We start from the raw sequence: 18,310 nt of genomic DNA, 5'->3' as shown, positions 1-18,310 counted from the left end.
ACATCTCGACAAGCACGCCTTCGCGTTTTGCAGACGACAAACCCGGTTCGCGATCTCACGATGAACTTGCAGCGACACTTGATCTAAGTAACCGCAGGCACGAAGATTTCGACCAGAGTTCCACTGCACGGGATCGCCGGTGCGTACTCACGCCGATCGCATTAACCATTTGCTCGATATTTTCCTTGATGCGATTAGCTTTGCGATGTTCGGACGCAAAAGTGCCGATGACGCGATCGAAAATGCGGCCACGCGTTTCGTTAAGCCCGGTGCTTTCAAGGCCGTTTGCAAAAAGCGTCTGCCTTCATCGCGACGCAAATGCTAAAATCGGAGCGCTGGTCAGTGAAGCAACCAGAGGGGCATGAATGAGGATAAGGCCCAAAGACAGAGCGACCTGGCAGAGGTGGTTCGCCTGGCATCCTGTCATCATCGACAACGTCACTGTCTGGCTCGAAGTCGTCGAAAGAAGACGGCACCCCGATATATTCGACTGGGTCTATGGCTACAGAACAATTGACCGGGACAGTTACAGAAAGCGGCTTCGCATCGGCTACGATCGACTTCGGCGAAAGCTGACTGATCGCCGGAGAACATTGCGATGATCGACGATATGGCATCGTTGAAACACGCCATGGAGCAGATGGACTCCGATGATCCCGCGGTCGCCCAGGCCGCCAGGGACCGCGCCGCGCAGATCCTTTCCAACGCCGGGCTGAGCTTTGCGAAGATTGCCGAATTGATCGAAGAGCGTCGATTGCTGCTGCGGCCCAGGATCGTCGCCAGCATCAAGCGCATGGATCAGCCCGATGGGCTGGGAGACGCGGCGTTCCGCGACACCGGCGCGTCGTTGCGAAAGGAGGGCCAGAGCTTTCGTCAGATCGCTGAGGCCCTCGAGCTGGGCGGTCACGTCGCTCCCCGCTACGAAAAGGCGGTGCACAGCGGGCTCCATCAAGTGGAGCTTGAAAACGAGCGGGACGTCGCGGAATCGCGGAGAGACCCTGCGCTGGTCTCTTATCTTCTGCGGTTCCTCGTGATCGCAGGATTAGGCGTCGTGCTGGTTTACGCCTTGCACGAATTTGCCGCAGGCAGCTGGCACTTTCCCGGATATCGCGCCGGTCTCGGCGCGGCGCGCCAACGTGCCGATGTCACCCCGCCAGTTTCGCCGGGCGAGCCGGCACCATCGGCATCTCCGTCAACCGGTTCCGCGACCCCCTCGGCGCCTCCGGCAGCCACAGTTGCTCCATCCGCCAATGAACCGACCCCCGCTCAACCTTCACCGGCCGCCTCCGCCAATCCCCCGGCTGCAAGCCCGCCGCCGTCAACACCGCCGGTCGCGAACGATCGTCCCCGAACGGCCCAATCGCGCACCTACAACGACTTCATGCCGGACCGGATTCGCCGAAAATCCCGATATGCCGGGCCCTGCATGGGTGGCGTCGGCGGTTGCTACTGGGGCGGCGGTCAATATTGAGGGCCAGCCTCCTCCTACCCTGACGTTCCCGAAAACCACGTTCGCGCCCGCTCAACCACCGCGTGTCTCTAACTGAGCACGGTGTTTGCCATCTTTCTGCACAAAAACGCCGCGGTTGATCCACGTTCCAGATTGATCCTGAGAACAAATAGTAATGGGAGGCGTGCGTGATCACCGATGACAAACAATACTTTGCCGAACTTTGTGACAATGAAGATGACGACGCTGTGCCCTACGACAATCAGGTCATCGAAGCGTCAAACGACGAAGACGCCATCGGCAAGGCCAGCAAGTGGGCGGCAAGCCGCAAGCTTGGTGTCGTGGCGACGCTGAGCGTCAAGCAGGGTATCAGAGGCGTCCACAGCCGGAAGGTTTACCTGGGCCTGACGCCGGATCACATCTGGTCCAACCCGGATATGCCCTCTGCGCTGGACCGAGAAGGTCGTCGCGACCCCTCGCAGCAACCGGAGCGAATTCTCTGATCGCGCTTGGCTTGCGCCTTGCGCCGACGAGGCTGCCCTGAAAACCACGCTGCCCTGAAACCAGGGCGGCGTGTCGGAGTGCGCCGCCTTCGCGATGCCGGTGAACAAGGCTTGAGCGCTGGTCTGGGCGCTGCTGGCCGCGGTTGCGATTGTAGCGCTGCTGTTAGTGATTTGCTTACGCAAAACGGAGAACCGTCGTTCCCTGTCGCTGCCCCCGGTGTAGAACTCACCAACTACAATCCGGGGTCAAGATCGAATGAACCGAGTGTCCTTGGTTGGCGTCGCGACCGGCAATCTGATTGACATCATATCGTCGTTCATCGTGGCGTTTGTCGCCGCGTTTCCGATCGCGCTCGTCCACACGCTTAGCTATCGGCAGCCCCTTGACCCATCCGCCCTCGGCCAGAGCGGCATGTTTGTTGCGGTCTCCAGCATTTTGGGTTCGCTTTGTTCGATATTGGCCGGTTACGTTTCAGCGCGGATCGCCAAGCACGACGAAGTTCTGAACGGAACTCTTTCATCTGTGCTGTGCGTCGGACTAAGCGCCTACTCCATATTCAGCGGAAGCATCACGAACCACGTCGGGCTGTATCTCGCTTTCGTCCCCTTAAGTCTCGTGCTGGGTGCTTTCGGCGGATACCTGCGCTTCCGTCAGCGAGGCTGAACGCTGCCCCGTCAGGGCAGCGCTCTCATTTTTCATTCGAGCCCACATTACTTCGCGAACGCGGGAAACTCCGGCAGCTTGCCGACGTCGCGCGCGTCGTGCTGGATGATCATCGTGCCTTTGAGGTTTGCCAGAATCTTCTTCATGCGCTCGATCGAGGCGACGGTCTGGGCGCGGTCGTAGTTGAAGGCCGGCACGCCGTCCGAATCGTAATTCTCGCGGAAGTGCACGGCATCGCCGCTGAGGATGACCGGGCCCATCTGCTCAAGCTTGACCAGCAGGCTGGAATGGCCCGGCGTGTGCCCGGGCGTGCGCAGCACAATCACGCTGCCATCGCCGAACACGTCCTTGTCGAGCCCGAGCGGCAGCGGCTCGACCTTGCTGTCGCCCTTGATCCAGCTTTCGAACGGCTTGAAGTTGACGCCTTCGGCGGGCTTCGGCGCCGAGATCGCGTCCCACTCGCGGGTGCCGATCAACAGCGTCGCCTTCGGAAACGACGAGATCTGGCCGGTGTGATCGGCGTGGTAATGGCTGATGCCGACATACTTGATCTGCTCGGGCTTGACCTCGATCTTGGCCAACTGATCGACGAGGCTCACCTTCGGCGCGACATTGGGCATGGTCATCGCGTGGCCCGTATCCCACAGCATGTACTCGTCGCCGTGCTTGATGACATAGCAGCTGAAAGCGAGCTGAAGCTTCAGTTCACCGTAAGCAAAAGTGTCGGAGAAGCGCTGATTGACAGCGGTTGGCGCCGCCGGCGTGCCGCAATCGGCAAAGCGCGCCAGCGAGACATCGGCCGCGAGAGCGGGCGCGGAGAGACCGGCGAGAAGGATCGCGCCTGTCGCGAGGTTGGTCAGTGTCTTGGTCATCGTTTCTCCCCTAGTGCGGCGGTTCAGGAGTCCGCATCATTTGTGCCGCGGGTTCGTCATGCGGACTTCTGAACCAAAGCCGCACTAGATCAATAGGTGTGCTAGTGTCCTTTCGATTCCGAAGTTCGAAACGTGGCTCCGAAAAATGCTGCGAACTTCGGAATCGGGACACTAGATCGGCCTTGAGACGGCCTGTGCAGGATACATGCATGTCAGTGACGATGAAATGTCCGCATGCCTCCTCCCGGCAGTGGCCCAAGACCGGCACGCCTCGGTCCCTCTTCAACATTGGGATTGCAGAATTATTCCCTCAAGCGACGGAAACCGGCGAGCCTCACCCCTTGGGCGCCGACAGCACCGCCCGGCGGCTTGGCGAGTTGCGCGTTCAGCGCCGCCTCGATCTCGTCTTCGAGTTTACGCAAGGCGGCCTCGTCGTCGAGCTCGCGGATGCGCTCGCGCATCGCGCACAACCGCGACAGCGCGGTGTGCTCCACACCATTGCCTCGGATGCCGAGAAAGCGCCAGGCGGCGGCAAAGACCGAGGCGAGCGCGCCGAGCACCATCGGCGTCAGGTAGATCGCGTTGCTCCAGCGATCCATGAAACTTTCCTGGGTGCCGTTGTAGAACGCGGCCGCACCGGGATGCACCGTGATGAAGGCATCCGCATCCAGCGTCGGCGTCGCGATATTGGCGATCAACGGTTGGTTGGCCGCGAGATCGCGCCGCGCGGCCATCACGCGCTTCGCGAGTTCGCCGACCACCTGCGGGTTCAGATGGCGGTTGGCGACGAGCATGTACTGCACGCGCAGCGTCGTGACGTCATCGTCGGGTATGGCGGGCGAACCGCGCAGCGTGCCCTTTGGAATATCGAAGCTCTCGTACGAGCGCCGTCTCGAGGATGGACGAGCAGCCCCTACTTCGCGGTATCCTGCTTCACCGTCGCCAGCGCTTCCTGCACCGTGGTCATGAACTGCGCCGGGAAGATGATGGTCGAGTTCTTCTCGATCGAGATTTCCGCCATGGTTTGCAGGGTGCGGAGCTGAAGCGCGACCGGATGCGCCGTGATGATGTCGGCGGCCTCGCCGAGTTTCACCGCAGCCTGGTATTCGCCCTCGGCCGCGACGATCTTGGCGCGGCGCTCGCGCTCGGCTTCGGCTTCGCGCGCCATCGCCCGCTGCATGTTGTCCGGCAGCGTGATGTCCTTGATCTCGACCGCGGTGACCTGCGCGCCCCACGGCTCGGTGTGGGTGTCGATGACGTTCTTGATCTGCTCGTTGATCGAAGCGGTATCCGACAGCAGCTGATCGAGGCTGAAGCGGCCGACCACGTTGCGCACCGTGGTCTGGCTGATCTGGTTGATGGCGTTATAGACGTTCTCGATCGCGATCACAGCCTTTTCCGGATCGGTGATGTGATAGTAGGCGACCGCGGCGATATCGATCGAGACGTTGTCCTTGGTGATGATCTTCTGCGAGGGAATCTGCATCGTCACCGTGCGCAGCGATACCCGCGTCATGGTCTGGAACGGCACGAAGATCAGCGTCAGGCCCGGGCCACGCACGCCCTCGAACTTGCCGAGGAAGAACACCACGCCACGTTCATATTGCTTGATCACGCGGATCGACACGAAAGCGTACAAGATGGCGAGAACAATCAGGGACGACAAAAGACCCATGGCGCGCTCCTCAACCTCTATTTCATTCTCATCACCATACTCTATCCAAGGCCGATGAACCCCATGCGATAGGCGGCTATCCCGGCCAAACCTTTCTTGCCAAGCCCCCTGCCCTCGGGCACTTTTTGGCCCGACCGGCTCCAAACCAAGACCGGAAAACTTAAGGGAGGTTACCCATGCTCTCACGCCGCGATTTTGCGGGCGTCGCATCCTGCGCGCTCTGTTCGCTCACCGGCTTCATCGCGTCCGACGCTTCCGCCCAGACGCCGCCCACCCCGGGCGTGACGCCCGGCGTGACGCGAAAGATTCTCTCGCAGACCGACGGCCCGACGCCCGGCTATGTCACCCTCGTCGTCGATATCGAAATCGAGCCCGGCGTGACGATCGGCCGTCACACCCATCCCGGCATCGAGAGCGCCTATATGCTCGACGGCGGGTTCGATCTTCCGATCGAGGGACAGCCGACGGTCGCGTTCAAGCCCGGCATGGGCATCGTCGTTCCGGCGAACACGCCGCATGCCGGCGGCAAGAACGGTGACAAGAAGAGCCACCTGGTTTCGACCTACATCGTCGAAAAAGGCAAGCCGCTGGCCTCGCCGGCGTAGGGGCGATGCCCCCGCTCTCTCAGTCGTCATGGCCGGGTTGACCCCGGCCATCCACGTCTTTGATGAGCGCGTCAAGAAAGGCGTGGATGCCCGGGATAAACCCGGGCATGACGGTTTCTTCCAGCAGCGAAGCGCTACTGCTGATTTTTTTCCCAGAACGAGAGCAGGCCCTGGCCGGCGGAGCCGCCGATCACGCAGGGAATGCCGATCGCGACCGCCCCCAGCGCCGCCGCCGAGACGCAGCCGAGCGCGACCGCGCCGACGCCGACCTGGCCCCAGAAGTCGAGATTGCGCCGCGAGTCCGAACCCTTCGCCTTCAGTTCATCGACCGCGGCAAGCGCATCCTTGCGCACCGCGCCGAGTTGCACGGTGTCGGCGGCCTCGACGACCTCGGTCAGAGGCACCTTCACAGGCTCGGGCTGCACCTTCAGTTCGCTACGGAGATATTCGCGCAAGGCGCTGTCGCGCACCGCGTAGCTTGCCAGCGTATAGCGCGCCATGCTGCCGACGGTGAGCTTGTCGACGGTGTCGCGGCTCTTGCTCCAGGGCAGCATCGCCATGATGCGCAGGATCGGGCGGAACGAACCGGTGGCAAAGTAATAGCCCCACAGCGTATCGAGCAGATCCTGATTGCCCGCGAAGGTCTGGCTCATCTTCAGCTTCTTGTCTTCCTTGGCGAACGGGTTCTTGGTGAAGACCGCCTTGACCTTGTCCATCGCGCCCGGCTGTTTCTCTTCGAGCGGAATGTCCGTCAGCGTCGGCAGGGAGCCCGCGAGATACGCATCGATCATCACCTGACGGCCCGGCATCTTTGGCGCGACCCGCCGCAGCAGGTTGCGCCAATCCGGAAGGCCGGAAAACGCGATCGCGCGCACGATCACCCATTCGTCTTCCGCCGGCACCGGGAAGAAGCTGTTGACGAGCGCTTCGGCCTTGGCGGGATTGGAGGCAAGCGCGCCCGCGATGAAGCCGAGATAGATGCCGGCATTCTCCGGCTCCTTGAAGGTCTGCGCATGAAACAGCACGCGCACGGCGGCTGGAATGTGCGCATAGTCCGGCTTGGCGCGATAGTTGTAGATCCATTGCTGCACCACGCCGAGCGAGGCGCGCGGATCGATCTCCTGCGCGGGCGCGGCGGCAAAGACAGGCTGGATGAAGGTCAGGACGGCAAGAAAGACGGCTACGCAACGCATGTGATGCTCCCGGCAAGTGCTCACTTGGTGAGGCAAGCAGCGCCATTTGGGCAACACCCTAAAAATCATTTTGAGCGGCATAAGGACATTTTCTGGATGACCTGGCACCACTCGCGTCGAAATTGTGGCAGGCGTTAAGATTTAAGGCATCATCTCTCCCTGCCCGCGACATTGTTTCGCCCTCGCCACCAATTTGGATCGAGCCTGGGCAAGGGCGCGGGATATCGAGCCGAACGTGACGCGCGTAACGAGAGTACTGATCGCATTGGGCCTGGCCGGATGCCTGTTGTCAGGCATGGCGTCTGCCGCGGCGGCCGATGATGCGAAGAGCAGCGACTACGAGGAAAACGGGCGCGCGCTGGTCGACGTCGAAGGCAACAAGCGCGTCGATGTCGCCACCGTCCGCTCCTATTTTCACGCCTCGCCCGACGGGCGCTTCGATGAAGCGGCGCGCGATGCGGCGCTGAAGGCGCTGATCGGCACGCATTTATTCGACACCGTCACGATCGAGCGCAAGGGCGAACGGCTCCTCGTCCATCTGCATGAGGCGCCGGTGCTCGACAAGGTCGTGTTCGAGGGCAACATGCGCGTCAAGGACAACGAACTTTCGCCGGTCGTCGAGTCGAAGCCGCGCGGCAGCCTGCAACGCGCAACCATACAGTCCGACGCCAACCACATCGTCGAGGCCTATCGCCGCCTCGGGCGCGACGACGTCAGCGTCAAACCCATGGTCATCGATCGCGGCAACGACCGCGTCGATCTCGTCTTCGAGGTCACCGAAGGCGCCAAGACGCCGGTCCGGCAGATCAACTTCGTCGGCAACACCGTCTTCGGCAAGCGGCAGCTCGCCGCCGTCATCAAGACTTCCGCCACCAACATGCTGAGCTTTCTGATGGGCGGCGACGTCTACGACCCGGATATCGTCAACACCGATCGCGAAGCGATCCGCAACTACTATCGTAGCAAAGGCTATGCCGACGCCAACGTGCGCTCGGTCAATGCCGAATACGATCCCGCCGCAAAAGGCTTTGCGCTCACCTTCACCATCGACGAAGGCCCGCTCTATCGTTTCGGCGACGTCGGAATCGATAGCCATGTCGACGGCGTCGATCCGGAAAAACTCCGACGCCTGCTGCTGGTGAAGGCCGATGCGCAGTTCGACGGGTCAGCGCTCGACAAGAGCAACGACAAGCTTTCGGCTGAACTCGCCAAGCTCGGCTATCCCTTTGCCCGCGCGCTGGCCCGCAGCCGGCGCGACGAGGGCACGCGCCGCATCGACGTGACCTTTGCCATCGAGCAGGGCCCGCGCGCCTATATCGAGCGGATCGACATTCACGGCAACACGCGCACGCGCGGCTACGTGATCCGCCGCGAGTTCGATATCTCCGAAGGCGACGCCTTCAACAAGGGGCTGATCGAGCGCGCCGAACGGCGGCTTAAAAATCTCGATTACTTCAAGACCGTCAAGATCACGACCAAACAGGGCTCGGCGCCGGATCGCGTCATCCTCGACGTCGACTTGCAGGAAAAGGAAACCGGCAACTTCAACGTCTCCGGCGGCTATTCGACCACCGACGGCTGGCTCGCCGAGATCAAGCTTGGCGACAGAAGCTTTGCCGGCACCGGCGTCGCGCTCAACTCGACCTTCACCTACGGCCAGTACACGCGCGGCTTCGAGGTTGGCGCGACCGATCCCGGTTTCTTCGACAACCGCGCCTCGGCCGGCATCGTTCTCTCGGCCAAGCAGACCGTGGCCAACGACTTCGTATCCTATGGCACGGAGAATTACGGCGCGACCATGCTGATCGGCACGCCGATCTCCGAACAGCTCGGCGTGCAGTGGCGCTATTCGATCTCGCGCCAGGAAATGACGCTCGACCCGACCTCGCTCGCCGCCCCGCCTTCGATCGTGGTGCAGTCGGCGGCGGCGGCAGGTCCGCAATGGGTGTCGGCGGTCGGCGACACCGCGACCTATTCGACGGTCGACAATCCGAAGGCGCCGACGAATGGCTTTACGTCATCGCTTCGCCAGGATCTCGCTGGTCTCGGCGGCGACGTCCGCTTCCTGCGCACCACCGAAGACTTCAAGTACTATCACCAGATCAACGACGACGTCGTCAGTCTGGCGCGCGCGCAAGGCGGCTACATCACGGGCTTCGGCGGCAGCCAGGTGCCGTTGATCGACAACTTCTTCGGCGGCCCGTCGATGGTGCGCGGCTTTGCGCCGTACGGTTTTGGTCCGCGCGATCTCACGCCCGGCACCACCATGGATAATGTCGGCGGCAGCATGTACTGGGCGACCACGGCCGAGCTTCAGAGCAACATTCCCGGCGTGCCGGCGGAGTACGGATTGAAGGCGGTGGCATTCGTCGATGCCGGCAGCGTGTTTCGCTACAACGGGTCGACGACCTTTCCCGGCTCGTCGCAATCGCTGCAACTGGCAAATTCCAACGTGGTGCGCTCGTCCATCGGCGCCGGTCTGACCTGGGCCTCGCCGTTCGGCGCACTCACCGTGACCTACGCCGCGCCGCTCACTAAAGCGTCCTACGACGTGACGCAGCCGCTCGGCTTCACCGCCTCGCCGTTCTGAGCGCCGCCTTCCCGAGTTCGTGATCGTCGACGGACATGAGACCTCTTGAAGCCTCGCCAGAACACCTCAAGTGAAAGTGCGAAGACACGTATCCGTTGACGAATTCTGGCAACGGAAAATCCGAGAGGCGATCATGAGAACATTTCTTTTGGCAGCAGTGTTTGCGTCCGCATTGACGGCAGGCGCCATTGCGCAAACCTACGATCCGAGCATCCCGCCGCGCGACCCTGCCTTTGGGAAGGGCAACGCGGACAACGACACCTTTCATCAGCTGAGCGAGACCGACATCCGGGGCTGGGGTAATGCCTACAACAGGATGACCTACGGCGAGACCTCGAAAGCCGTACGACGACCGGACCATCGCTGAAATAAAATCAATAAAACTGGTGGCTTCATCGGCCGTGATTGGTGGCAGGAAAACGGCTTCCCGCCACGCGTTGCCCATCGTCCTCCGGGAACAGAGGGCACAGGGAATGCCGGTGCGCGACGCACCGGCAGCCTCGTATGCGAATGAAAGAGCATACGAGCATAGTCACCACAGGTTGGCCGCAACGGTCCGGCATTCCCTGCGCGATTGTCTTTAACGGCTTCCTTCGTGGTCTCCTTGGTGATCTGGCTTTTTGTCACCATGATCGGCCGATCGATCCACCGACTTGATATCAGCGTCGAGATATCGGGACGCCGCGACTTCGCCGTCCGCCTGATCGCACATTCTCTCAAAAGGCCAAAGTTACAAACGGCAGTTCCTTCTTCGGGAACTGCTCGATTTTTCAGCGGCTTCCGCGCGCAACTATCCGCGCCTTCGCGGCTTTAACCTGGGTTGGTAACGGAGGAACGAGGCGAGGCGCAAAAGAGCTGAAAATTGGAAATGGCAATGGAGGAGCGGACGATGGGACAATCAAGACCTTTCCGCCCGGTCGCTTTGGTGGTCGAGGACGACCCGATCCAGCGCGAAATGATCGCGATGCTGCTGGAAGAAACCGACTACGACGTCATTCAATGCGAGGATGCGCAGACCGCGGAGCTCGCATTGAAGAACCGGCATCCCGCGCTGCTTGTCACCGACGTTACGCTCGTCGGCGCGATGACCGGCCTCGAACTTGTCGAAAGCGCGCGGCAGGTCAATCCGTCGCTCCGGGTGATCGTGATGTCCGGGCGGCCGCCGGCGCGTGCGCTGCCCGATGGCGTGACGTTCTTCGCCAAGCCGTTTTATCCGATCGAGTTGATCCGCGAGCTCAGCGGCGATCGCAGGCATTGAGGGCTTCTCTTATCCCTCCCCCTTGTGGGGAGGGATAAGAGAGTGCTTGCGGGGCGAGGCAGCTCAATTCCGTCCCTTCGACGAAGCAAAGGCGTCCTTCACCGCGCTCGACAGCTTCGAGATCGTGCAGAACAACGTGTCCTCGGAGCAGCGCTGCGCCCTGCCGCGCTGCTCGGCCACCCGCCGCGGCACCGGCAAGGGCACAACGCCCCCCGGCGTCAGCGACAGCGGCGCGCCGGCCGGCTGGCGCGCGGTCTCGATGTCGGCGCGCAGCTTGTCGTTCTGCTGCTTGGCGAGCGCCTCCGAAATCGCCTCGCGGCGCTGGCCCTCGAGATAGGTGATGTATTCGCGATCGATCGCCTTGCGTTCTTCGCCGGTCGGGTTGGGTCCTGCGATGTCGAACTTCCGGTCCTGCATGAAGTCGTAATAGCTGTAGCCGCCCTCCGGTTTGCGCCGTCCCGCAAACCGCGCGCCGCAGCCGGACAACGCGCTGTTCAATTCCTCGTCCGGCAGACCCTGCGCCTGCATCCGTTCGACACAGTCTTCATAATCGCGCGCCAAATCCGGCGACGATCCGCCGGAGAGAAGCCATACGACCGACAGCGCAATGGATGCGGCGGCGGCCACGGCCGCCAGCAAGACCCGCACGCCATAGTCCAAATGAAACATTCTTCGGTCCCCCGCGGCGCGGCTACCGGTCTCAAATCCCCTGCTTCGCCCGCGACCCGCGGCTTAGCTGAAGGACTTCAGATCGATAGCAACACCAGACCCTTTAGATTCCTCAGCGCCCCACTTGCTGCTGCCGGCTATTACACAAGTTGCAAAACGCGGCAACGCCGGGACGAAATTGCGAACTTTGAAAAACCAAACACCAGTTTTGATTCGCCCACTACGCCGTCGGATTACGGGTTTTTGCGGGCAAGATGAGGATGATGTTGCAGCACTACCACAACGAGCGGTTATTTGGCGCGAGCATTTTCTCGCCATCATTGCGCTGACATCGCAGGACACAGTGCTTCCCGTCTTTCGAATACAGGTGCGTCATGCCGGTCACTAAGTTGATAACCACCTTCGCCTCGGTCGCCGTCGGCGCCTGCGGATTGTTCGCTTTCAGCTGGGTTGGCCTCGCGCTGCTCGGCTTCTAGGTCACACCCTCACATCAGGCGCGGCACGGACGTGGCCTTTGGGCCACAGATTCAGGGCAGGACCCAGAAGATCCGGGTGTTGCGCTAAAGCTACAAGCGGGCCGAAAAAGCGGACCGAGCCGGCCAGACTTGGCCGCCAGGGTTGGCCAGGAGGCTGCCCGGCAATCAGGGTCTCGCCATCAGGGCAACCCGGCCCCACCCGGCCTCGACAAGCTGGCCAAAAGACAGGCCGGCGAAAACACAGGCCGAACCAACGCTTCACACGAACTTCTTGAACGAGCTGTTCAGATCGGCGAAGGCGGTCGCGATCTCGTCGCGGATCGATTCCAGTTGCGCGAAAAGCCGGTGCACTTCCGCAATCCGCTGTTCAGCCGAACGCTTGTTGTCGGCAAAGCCGGCGACGCGCGCGCCTAGGGTCTGGTTGCCGCTGGTTTCCATCTCGTCGAGCACCGCCGCGATTTCGGCCTGCCGCTTGTCCAGCTCTTCAATCACGGCATGGACGCCCTCGCCCGGCGCGCGCAGCGGCGACATTTCGTTCTGCGAATGAATGAGGTCTTTCCGGTAACGGTTGAGCGTCGTTAGTATTTCCTGCAAGGCGCGCAGGCGGCCTCGCGTTTGCGCCGAGAACTGATCCAGTTCCTCAAGGCGCGCGTTCAGGCTCTTGCCGTCGGCATCGGTTTCGACCTCAGCAAAGGCCGCCGCGAGATCTTCCTGGCGCTTCTTGAATTCGGCCATGTCGCGCCGGACCGCATCGAGCACCGCGAAGGACTGTTCCAGCCGCGCGATGCGTTGCTCGGCGTCCCTCTTCCCCGAATCGAGCGTGCCGACGCGCGCGGAGAGCGCTTCACCCTCGGCCGTCGTCTCCAGCCCCTCGATCGCCTTCACCAGTTGATCGCGCGCGACCTGAACGTCGGCGAGCAGCGTCTTGACGCCGGTCGCCGGCGCCTGCAACCGCACCAGTTCGCCTTGCGAGGTCGCAATCCCTTCCTTGAGGCGGGTCAGCAGCGCGAAGGCGTCCTGCAAGGCCTGATGCCGCAACTGGATCGGGCCTGTCTTGATGTCGAACTCCTTCAGGAGATCGATGAAGTTGTTGTTGTTGTCGTCGGTCTCGATCTTGTCGAGCGAGCGCGCGAGCTGGCGCTGGCGGTCCTTCAACTCCTCGAACACCGGCTCGATGGTGCGGCGCCGTTCGGCGACCTCGCCGATCTGCTCACGCAGGGCCTGCTGACGCCGGCGCACCTCTTCTAGCCGCTCCTTCATGTCGGTAGCTTCGTTGCGGCCGCGCTGCAAGGCAAGCCGCGCCTCGGACTCCGAAAGCTGCTTGTGGATCGAAGAAAATGCATCCTCCGGATCGCTGGTGGAGAGATGGGAGACAGCGGCGTCGAAATCCTTTTGCGACGCCTTGGCCGCTGCCAGCGCGCCCTTCGCGCTCACCACGCCCTCACACAGCGCCCGCGCGCTTTCGGCTTCGCCCGCCACGCGCCAGGCCTGGTACAGCGTCGAGGCAATCAGGGCCGCCGCAACCAGCGCGATCAGGATGGCCACGATCTGCTGTGTTGGCGAGAAGGCCTGGAAGGCGGCCGGGATGGAGGTCGGGTCGAAATGAAACGCCACGGCTGCGAGCGCCACGGTTGCGGCCAGCAGCGCGAGCCACGCCAGGAGACCCCACATCGCAAATCCCCAAAAATCAAATGACACAACCCGGCATCGTCAGATGCCGGCACCGAAAGGAGGCCGGGTAGACAGTCCGGCTGCGGTATTTAATGGGGGTATCAATATCGGGCCGCAGCGGGCCCCGCAATGCTTCGAAAGGCGCCTGGAGGCGGGTTCGCAAAGATGTCACGGGGCCTTTGTCACGGGGCTTGGCGGCCCGATCCCGCCGTCGCCGCGCTGGCCGCTGAGAAGGGCGGCGATGCTAGAAACGGAGCGCTAGAACGCCACCCCAATTCGGACGCCGCGCCGCCAGGCGACGCGGCATTTCTTTCTCACCCGGCCATGCAGCAATTCGAACCGGTCCGGCACCGGCACCATCGGAAAGATCTCGACACACGCGCCGCCCGGCGAATAGTCGACCAGCCGGCATGTCACCACCGGCACTTTCGGGCCAACGATGATCTGCGCCTTCGCCGCCTCGCCGCTGGTCGGCCGCACGCGCTGATAAAGTCGTTTTGGTTTGGTATCCGGCACCATCAGCGACACCCTCTGCCATACCCGGTTACAGCATTATTAAGTGCCGATCGGCGCGTTCCGGAAACCTTAAGCGTGGTAATTTGAATCAAAACGAACCACGCCGCCTCAAGCGATCACCTCACCTGTCGTTCAAGTTTTAGCAAAGGTCCGAAGGTGGTTTTAAACCCCCGCCTGTATGGACATCTTTCGACATCTTCCGGCATCTCTCGACAGGGGCATTCATGGTCGACGAAAAGGTCAAGATCAAATGCACGAAATGCTCGCAGGTCTTCCGCGAGCGAGCGCAACGAATTCGCCCCAACTTTCAGACCAACTGCCCCCACTGCAACCGCCTGATCACCTTCGATCCGACCGTCGAAGACCGCAATGTCCGCAAGGCGCTCCTGAACGCCAAGGAAGTGCGATACGCGATCGAGGATGCCCGCAAGGCGGCGGCGATCGCGCAGGAAGGCGCGCCGGTGCCGGTGATGGACCGCAGCCAGTACTGAGCTGGCGCCGGATGCTGCGCAGCAGCAAGCCCCGCGGGGGACGCATGCCTCGCGGGATGCGCGTGGTAAATGCGGGCTTTCTGGGGCTCACAGGTTTGATCGCCCTTAACCACGCCTTTCGGAAAGATGCCCGTGTAACCGCGGTTTAAGCCGCAGGAGGCGATAACACGCTTTCGTTTTTTGGCATTTTTTCTTCGAGGCCTATCGAAAATGATAGCGCGCGGCAAATGGCTGCTCTGGATGCGGGCTTTCCTGCAGCCGGCGGCTATTGCCGGCCTCGTGCTGATCGCCGCGAGCTGGTTCGTCGTCGCCTACATCTCTTCCGTCGAGCATGAGAAGGCGGTGGAGGAAGCACTCAAGCAGTCCGACAGCCTGGCGCGGCTGTTTGAGCACAGCACCGTGGACACCATCGCCCGCTTCGACCGCACGTTGCTGCTCCTGCGCAAGAGCTACGAGGACGACCCCGCCCACTTCGATCTGCCTAAATGGGCCGAACAGAGCGCGCTGATCAGCGGGGACGCGATACTGCTGACCCTGATCGGCGCCGACGGCTACACCAAGGCCACGACGCTGCCGACCCGCGGTGATCCGCCTTATCTCGGCGACCGCCCGCACGTCGCCAAGGCGTTGCAGGCCACTGACGACGAACTGATGATCAGCGATCCGGTCGTGGGGCGAACCACCAAACGGATGTCTATCGTTCTGTTGCGCCGGTTGCGGAATCCGGACGGCTCGACGGCCGGTCTCATCACGCTCTCGATCAGCCCCAACTTCATCGATCGCTTCTACAGCGCCGCCGATCTCGGCAGCAATGGCGGCATCTCGATGCGCAGCACGGCCGGCGTCGTCCTTGCGGCCAAGGGATACTCGGCCAACCTCATCGGCACCAAGCCGGGCCGGCAGATGTTGTCTAGCGAACTGGCAAAGTCCGCCTCCGGCCACTATTGGGGCATCGGCAATATCGACGGCATCATCCGGCTGATCACCTACCGCACCTCGGATCGCTTCCCGCTGATCTTCACGATCGGCCTGTCCGAAGACTCCATCCTGAGCGAATACCGCCAGCATCGCACGGCCTATCGCATCGTCGCCTCGGTCGTCACGCTCCTGGTCCTGATCGCCATCGGATTTGCCGTCCGCTACCAGATCCGGCTCAGCCGCAGCCAGCAGGCGCTGCGGCAGCTCAACGAGGAGATCTCGCGGCAGAACGTCCGCTTCGATGCGGCGCTGACCAACATGTCGAGCGGCCTTGCGATGTTCGACGCCGATGGGCGGCTGACGGTGTGGAACGAGCGCTACGAACAGATCTACCGGATGCCGCCTGGCCTCGTGAAACACGGCGCGAGCATCTACGACGTCGTGCAGTTCTCCGCCGAGAACGGCAAGCGCGGCTTCGATGTCGAGACCTTCGTCGACAGATTCCGACGCGAGCTTGAGCAAACCGGCAAGAGCCTTGCGACCAACTACCTCGCCGACGGACGGATCATCGCGATCGTCAAGACCGCGATTGCGGGCGGCGGCTGGGTCGGTATCCATGAGGACGTCACTGCGCAGCGCGCCCAGGCCAAACTCATCGAGGAGAAGGCCGCCGAACTCGAAGAGACCAATTCGCGCTTTACGGCAGCACTTCGCCACATGTCGCACGGGCTTTGCCTGTTCGGCCCGGACAAGCGCGTCGTGGTCGCCAACGCCCGATATGCCGCGCTCTACCATCTGAGCGAAGATCAGGTGAAGCCTGGCACGGCGCTGCGTGACATCCTGCAGGCGCGCGAGGACAACGGCACCGGCTTTGCCACCAACATGGACGACTATATCCAGGTCAACGTGAAACAGGCGGCCGAGATTCAGAGGATCGCCGACGGCCGCTATATTTCGATCAAGCGGCAGCCGATGACCAATGGCGGCTGGCTGACCACGCACGAAGACGTCACCGCCGAAAAGCAGAACGAAAAGCTGCTGGCCGAAAAGGCCGCGGAGCTCGAGGTGATCAACACGCGCTTCTCGACCGCGCTCGACAATATGGCGCAGGGCCTGTGCATGTTCGACGGCGAGAAGCGCCTGACGGTCTGGAACGACCGCTACGTCGAACTCTTGGACATGCCGGCACATCTTTTGAAGGTTGGAACGCCGCTGCACGAGATTCTCACCAGCCGGGTCTCGACAGACATGCGGCGAACGCCTGACGATCCCGTGGTCACGGCCAGGGTAAAGGAACTGCTCGCACTGCCGCCCGACGCCTCCAGGATCGACGAACTGCGGAACGGCAAGTTCGTGATGCTGACGCGCCAGCCGATGGCCGGCGGTGGCTGGGTCACGCTGATCGAGGACATCACCGAGCGGCGCCGCGCCGAAGCCGAGATCGTGCACCTGGCGCGGCACGACGTGCTGACCGGGCTTGCCAATCGCGCCGAGTTCAACGCCCGCCTCGACGAAGCGAGCCGCCGGCTGAAGCGCAACGGCGGCGGCGTCACCGTGATGATGATCGACCTCGACCGCTTCAAGGCAGTCAACGACACGCTCGGCCATCTGGCCGGCGACCAGCTCCTGAGCGAGGTGGCGCGCCGCCTGCAATCGACCGTGCGCGACACCGACGTGCTGGCGCGGCTCGGCGGCGACGAATTCGCCATCATCCAGGAAGGCGGCGCCGACCAGCGCGAAGGCGCGGTGGCGCTCGCGCTTCGTATCCTCGAGGCGATTTCCGCTCCCTTCGATCTCAACGGCCAGGATGTCGCGGTCGGCACCTCGATCGGTATCGCGCTGGCGCCGGAGAACGGCGTCGAGCCCGGCGAACTGCTCAAGCGCGCTGACCTCGCGCTCTACAACGTCAAGTCATCGGGCCGCAACGACTACTGCCTGTTCCGCGCCGAGATGCTCGAAATCGTCCATACCCAGCAGTCGGCCGAGCGCGAACTGCGCGAAGCGATCGCCGAGAGACAGTTCGAGCTGCATTATCAGCCGGTGGTCGACATCAAGACGCGCGAGCTTACCGGCGTCGAGTGCCTGGTGCGCTGGCGGCATCCGACCAAGGGCATGATCCCGCCGGACCATTTCATCCCGCTCGCCGAATCCACCGGCCTCATTGTCCCGCTTGGTGAGTGGATTCTGCTGCAAGCCTGCGCCGACGCCGCCAACTGGCCGGAACATGTCAAAGTCGCCGTCAACATCTCGGCAATCCAGTTCAAGAAGGGCAACCTGTTCGAGATCATCCTGGCGACGCTGGTGAAGACCGGCTTGCAGCCGGAACGGCTCGAACTCGAGATCACCGAGACGTCGCTGCTGGAAAACCAGGACGCACACCTGACCACGATCCGGCAGTTGAAGAACCTCGGCCTGTCGATCGCGCTCGACGATTTCGGCACCGGGTTCTCGTCGATCAACTACCTGACGATTTTCCCGTTCGACAAGATCAAGATCGACAAGTCCTTCACCCGCGGCATTCTCTCTCGCGCCGACTGCAAGGCGGTGGTTGCCTCCTCGCTTGCGCTCGCCAAGGGGCTCGGCATCATCACGACCGTCGAAGGCATCGAGACCGAAGACCAGCTCGACTACATGCGCGCCGCCGGGGTCGAGCTCGCGCAGGGCTATCTGTTCGGCAAGCCCGTACCGGTGTCCGAGTTCGGCCGCGCCAACGCGCCGATGCTGACCGAACTCGTCGCGTAAAGCCGGTCTCCCGGCAT

At 62.3% G+C, this 18,310-nt stretch carries 17 protein-coding genes; 10 read left to right on the top strand and 7 right to left on the bottom strand.

Going from position 1 to position 18,310, the window contains the following annotated elements:
• Positions 1-598 precede the first annotated feature (598 nt).
• The 3 genes from BUA38_RS23915 to BUA38_RS23905 all read left to right on the top strand — a co-directional run bounded on the left by BUA38_RS23915 (position 599) and on the right by BUA38_RS23905 (position 2,617).
• On the top strand, positions 599-1,471 hold the full coding sequence (locus BUA38_RS23915; RefSeq protein ID WP_083587733.1) for a hypothetical protein: 873 nt from the start codon (positions 599-601) through the stop codon (positions 1,469-1,471).
• A 167-nt stretch (positions 1,472-1,638) separates the two neighbouring features.
• Positions 1,639-1,953: a hypothetical protein gene (locus tag BUA38_RS23910; protein WP_072821740.1), complete on the top strand. Its 315-nt coding sequence runs from the start codon at positions 1,639-1,641 to the stop codon at positions 1,951-1,953.
• Positions 1,954-2,209: 256 nt separating this feature from the next.
• A complete protein-coding gene (locus BUA38_RS23905; RefSeq protein ID WP_072821738.1) occupies positions 2,210-2,617 on the top strand; it encodes a hypothetical protein in 408 nt (135 codons plus the stop codon).
• A gap of 47 nt (positions 2,618-2,664) precedes the next feature.
• On the opposite strand, the gene BUA38_RS23900 is transcribed toward BUA38_RS23905, so the two are convergent.
• The 3 genes from BUA38_RS23900 to BUA38_RS23890 form a co-directional block, all read right to left on the bottom strand.
• Positions 2,665-3,489 (bottom strand): N-acyl homoserine lactonase family protein, encoded by an 825-nt coding sequence (locus BUA38_RS23900; protein WP_072821736.1) that lies wholly within the window; start codon positions 3,487-3,489, stop codon positions 2,665-2,667.
• Between the two features lie 302 nt (positions 3,490-3,791).
• Entirely contained in the window at positions 3,792-4,283 is a 492-nt protein-coding gene (locus BUA38_RS37650) for a hypothetical protein (protein ID WP_083587732.1), read from the bottom strand.
• Between the two features lie 119 nt (positions 4,284-4,402).
• Positions 4,403-5,164, bottom strand: coding sequence for an SPFH domain-containing protein (locus tag BUA38_RS23890; RefSeq protein WP_072821732.1), 762 nt, complete (start codon positions 5,162-5,164; stop codon positions 4,403-4,405).
• A 176-nt stretch (positions 5,165-5,340) separates the two neighbouring features.
• On the opposite strand from BUA38_RS23890, the gene BUA38_RS23885 reads away from it, so the two are divergent.
• A complete protein-coding gene (locus tag BUA38_RS23885) occupies positions 5,341-5,769 on the top strand; it encodes a cupin domain-containing protein (RefSeq protein ID WP_072821730.1) in 429 nt (142 codons plus the stop codon).
• 134 nt (positions 5,770-5,903) lie between these two features.
• On the opposite strand, the gene BUA38_RS23880 is transcribed toward BUA38_RS23885, so the two are convergent.
• Positions 5,904-6,962 (bottom strand): hypothetical protein, encoded by a 1,059-nt coding sequence (locus BUA38_RS23880; protein WP_072821728.1) that lies wholly within the window; start codon positions 6,960-6,962, stop codon positions 5,904-5,906.
• A 235-nt stretch (positions 6,963-7,197) separates the two neighbouring features.
• Between BUA38_RS23880 and bamA the strand changes: the two genes are divergently transcribed.
• The 3 genes from bamA (at position 7,198) to BUA38_RS23865 (ending at position 10,810) form a co-directional block, all read left to right on the top strand.
• On the top strand, positions 7,198-9,552 hold the full coding sequence (bamA, locus tag BUA38_RS23875; RefSeq protein WP_244553035.1) for an outer membrane protein assembly factor BamA: 2,355 nt from the start codon (positions 7,198-7,200) through the stop codon (positions 9,550-9,552).
• Positions 9,553-9,685: 133 nt separating this feature from the next.
• Positions 9,686-9,919 (top strand): hypothetical protein, encoded by a 234-nt coding sequence (locus tag BUA38_RS23870; RefSeq protein WP_072821724.1) that lies wholly within the window; start codon positions 9,686-9,688, stop codon positions 9,917-9,919.
• 522 nt (positions 9,920-10,441) lie between these two features.
• A complete protein-coding gene (locus tag BUA38_RS23865) occupies positions 10,442-10,810 on the top strand; it encodes a response regulator (protein WP_072826381.1) in 369 nt (122 codons plus the stop codon).
• 63 nt (positions 10,811-10,873) lie between these two features.
• On the opposite strand, the gene BUA38_RS23860 is transcribed toward BUA38_RS23865, so the two are convergent.
• Positions 10,874-11,479, bottom strand: a complete 606-nt coding sequence (locus BUA38_RS23860; RefSeq protein ID WP_072821722.1) for a hypothetical protein — start codon at positions 11,477-11,479, stop codon at positions 10,874-10,876.
• A gap of 124 nt (positions 11,480-11,603) precedes the next feature.
• On the opposite strand from BUA38_RS23860, the gene BUA38_RS37010 reads away from it, so the two are divergent.
• The gene (locus tag BUA38_RS37010; protein WP_156898685.1) at positions 11,604-11,867 is read left to right on the top strand and encodes a hypothetical protein; all 264 of its coding nucleotides are present in this window, start codon (positions 11,604-11,606) and stop codon (positions 11,865-11,867) included.
• A 346-nt stretch (positions 11,868-12,213) separates the two neighbouring features.
• Here BUA38_RS37010 and BUA38_RS23855 read toward each other — a convergent pair whose 3' ends face one another.
• Positions 12,214-13,626: a hypothetical protein gene (locus BUA38_RS23855; protein ID WP_072821720.1), complete on the bottom strand. Its 1,413-nt coding sequence runs from the start codon at positions 13,624-13,626 to the stop codon at positions 12,214-12,216.
• Between the two features lie 258 nt (positions 13,627-13,884).
• The gene (locus BUA38_RS23850) at positions 13,885-14,145 is read right to left on the bottom strand and encodes a pilus assembly protein PilZ (RefSeq protein ID WP_072821718.1); all 261 of its coding nucleotides are present in this window, start codon (positions 14,143-14,145) and stop codon (positions 13,885-13,887) included.
• Between the two features lie 221 nt (positions 14,146-14,366).
• Between BUA38_RS23850 and BUA38_RS23845 the strand changes: the two genes are divergently transcribed.
• Positions 14,367-14,633 carry a hypothetical protein gene (locus tag BUA38_RS23845; RefSeq protein ID WP_072821716.1) on the top strand — a complete coding sequence of 89 codons (267 nt, stop codon included), beginning with the start codon at positions 14,367-14,369 and terminating at the stop codon, positions 14,631-14,633.
• 210 nt (positions 14,634-14,843) lie between these two features.
• Positions 14,844-18,293 (top strand): bifunctional diguanylate cyclase/phosphodiesterase, encoded by a 3,450-nt coding sequence (locus BUA38_RS23840; protein WP_072821714.1) that lies wholly within the window; start codon positions 14,844-14,846, stop codon positions 18,291-18,293.
• The last annotated feature ends 17 nt before the right edge of the window (positions 18,294-18,310 follow it).

Source organism: Bradyrhizobium erythrophlei, assembly GCF_900142985.1.
Taxonomy (GTDB): domain Bacteria; phylum Pseudomonadota; class Alphaproteobacteria; order Rhizobiales; family Xanthobacteraceae; genus Bradyrhizobium; species Bradyrhizobium erythrophlei_B.
The sequence above is the reverse complement of the archived record's forward strand: the minus strand, read 5'-3'. Positions and strand labels throughout refer to the sequence as shown.

Bases quoted from the DNA above. Each gene is read 5' to 3' on its own strand.
- BUA38_RS23915 (WP_083587733.1), top strand. From the start codon at position 599: ATGATCGACGATATGGCATCGTTGAAACACGCCATGGAGCAGATGGAC.
- BUA38_RS23905 (WP_072821738.1), top strand. From the start codon at position 2,210: ATGAACCGAGTGTCCTTGGTTGGCGTCGCGACCGGCAATCTGATTGAC.
- BUA38_RS23900 (WP_072821736.1), bottom strand. From the start codon at position 3,489: ATGACCAAGACACTGACCAACCTCGCGACAGGCGCGATCCTTCTCGCC.
- BUA38_RS37650 (WP_083587732.1), bottom strand. From the start codon at position 4,283: ATGCTCGTCGCCAACCGCCATCTGAACCCGCAGGTGGTCGGCGAACTC.
- BUA38_RS23890 (WP_072821732.1), bottom strand. From the start codon at position 5,164: ATGGGTCTTTTGTCGTCCCTGATTGTTCTCGCCATCTTGTACGCTTTC.
- BUA38_RS23885 (WP_072821730.1), top strand. From the start codon at position 5,341: ATGCTCTCACGCCGCGATTTTGCGGGCGTCGCATCCTGCGCGCTCTGT.
- BUA38_RS23880 (WP_072821728.1), bottom strand. From the start codon at position 6,962: ATGCGTTGCGTAGCCGTCTTTCTTGCCGTCCTGACCTTCATCCAGCCT.
- BUA38_RS23870 (WP_072821724.1), top strand. From the start codon at position 9,686: ATGAGAACATTTCTTTTGGCAGCAGTGTTTGCGTCCGCATTGACGGCA.
- BUA38_RS23865 (WP_072826381.1), top strand. From the start codon at position 10,442: ATGGGACAATCAAGACCTTTCCGCCCGGTCGCTTTGGTGGTCGAGGAC.
- BUA38_RS23860 (WP_072821722.1), bottom strand. From the start codon at position 11,479: ATGTTTCATTTGGACTATGGCGTGCGGGTCTTGCTGGCGGCCGTGGCC.
- BUA38_RS23855 (WP_072821720.1), bottom strand. From the start codon at position 13,626: ATGTGGGGTCTCCTGGCGTGGCTCGCGCTGCTGGCCGCAACCGTGGCG.
- BUA38_RS23850 (WP_072821718.1), bottom strand. From the start codon at position 14,145: ATGGTGCCGGATACCAAACCAAAACGACTTTATCAGCGCGTGCGGCCG.
- BUA38_RS23845 (WP_072821716.1), top strand. From the start codon at position 14,367: ATGGTCGACGAAAAGGTCAAGATCAAATGCACGAAATGCTCGCAGGTC.
- BUA38_RS23840 (WP_072821714.1), top strand. From the start codon at position 14,844: ATGATAGCGCGCGGCAAATGGCTGCTCTGGATGCGGGCTTTCCTGCAG.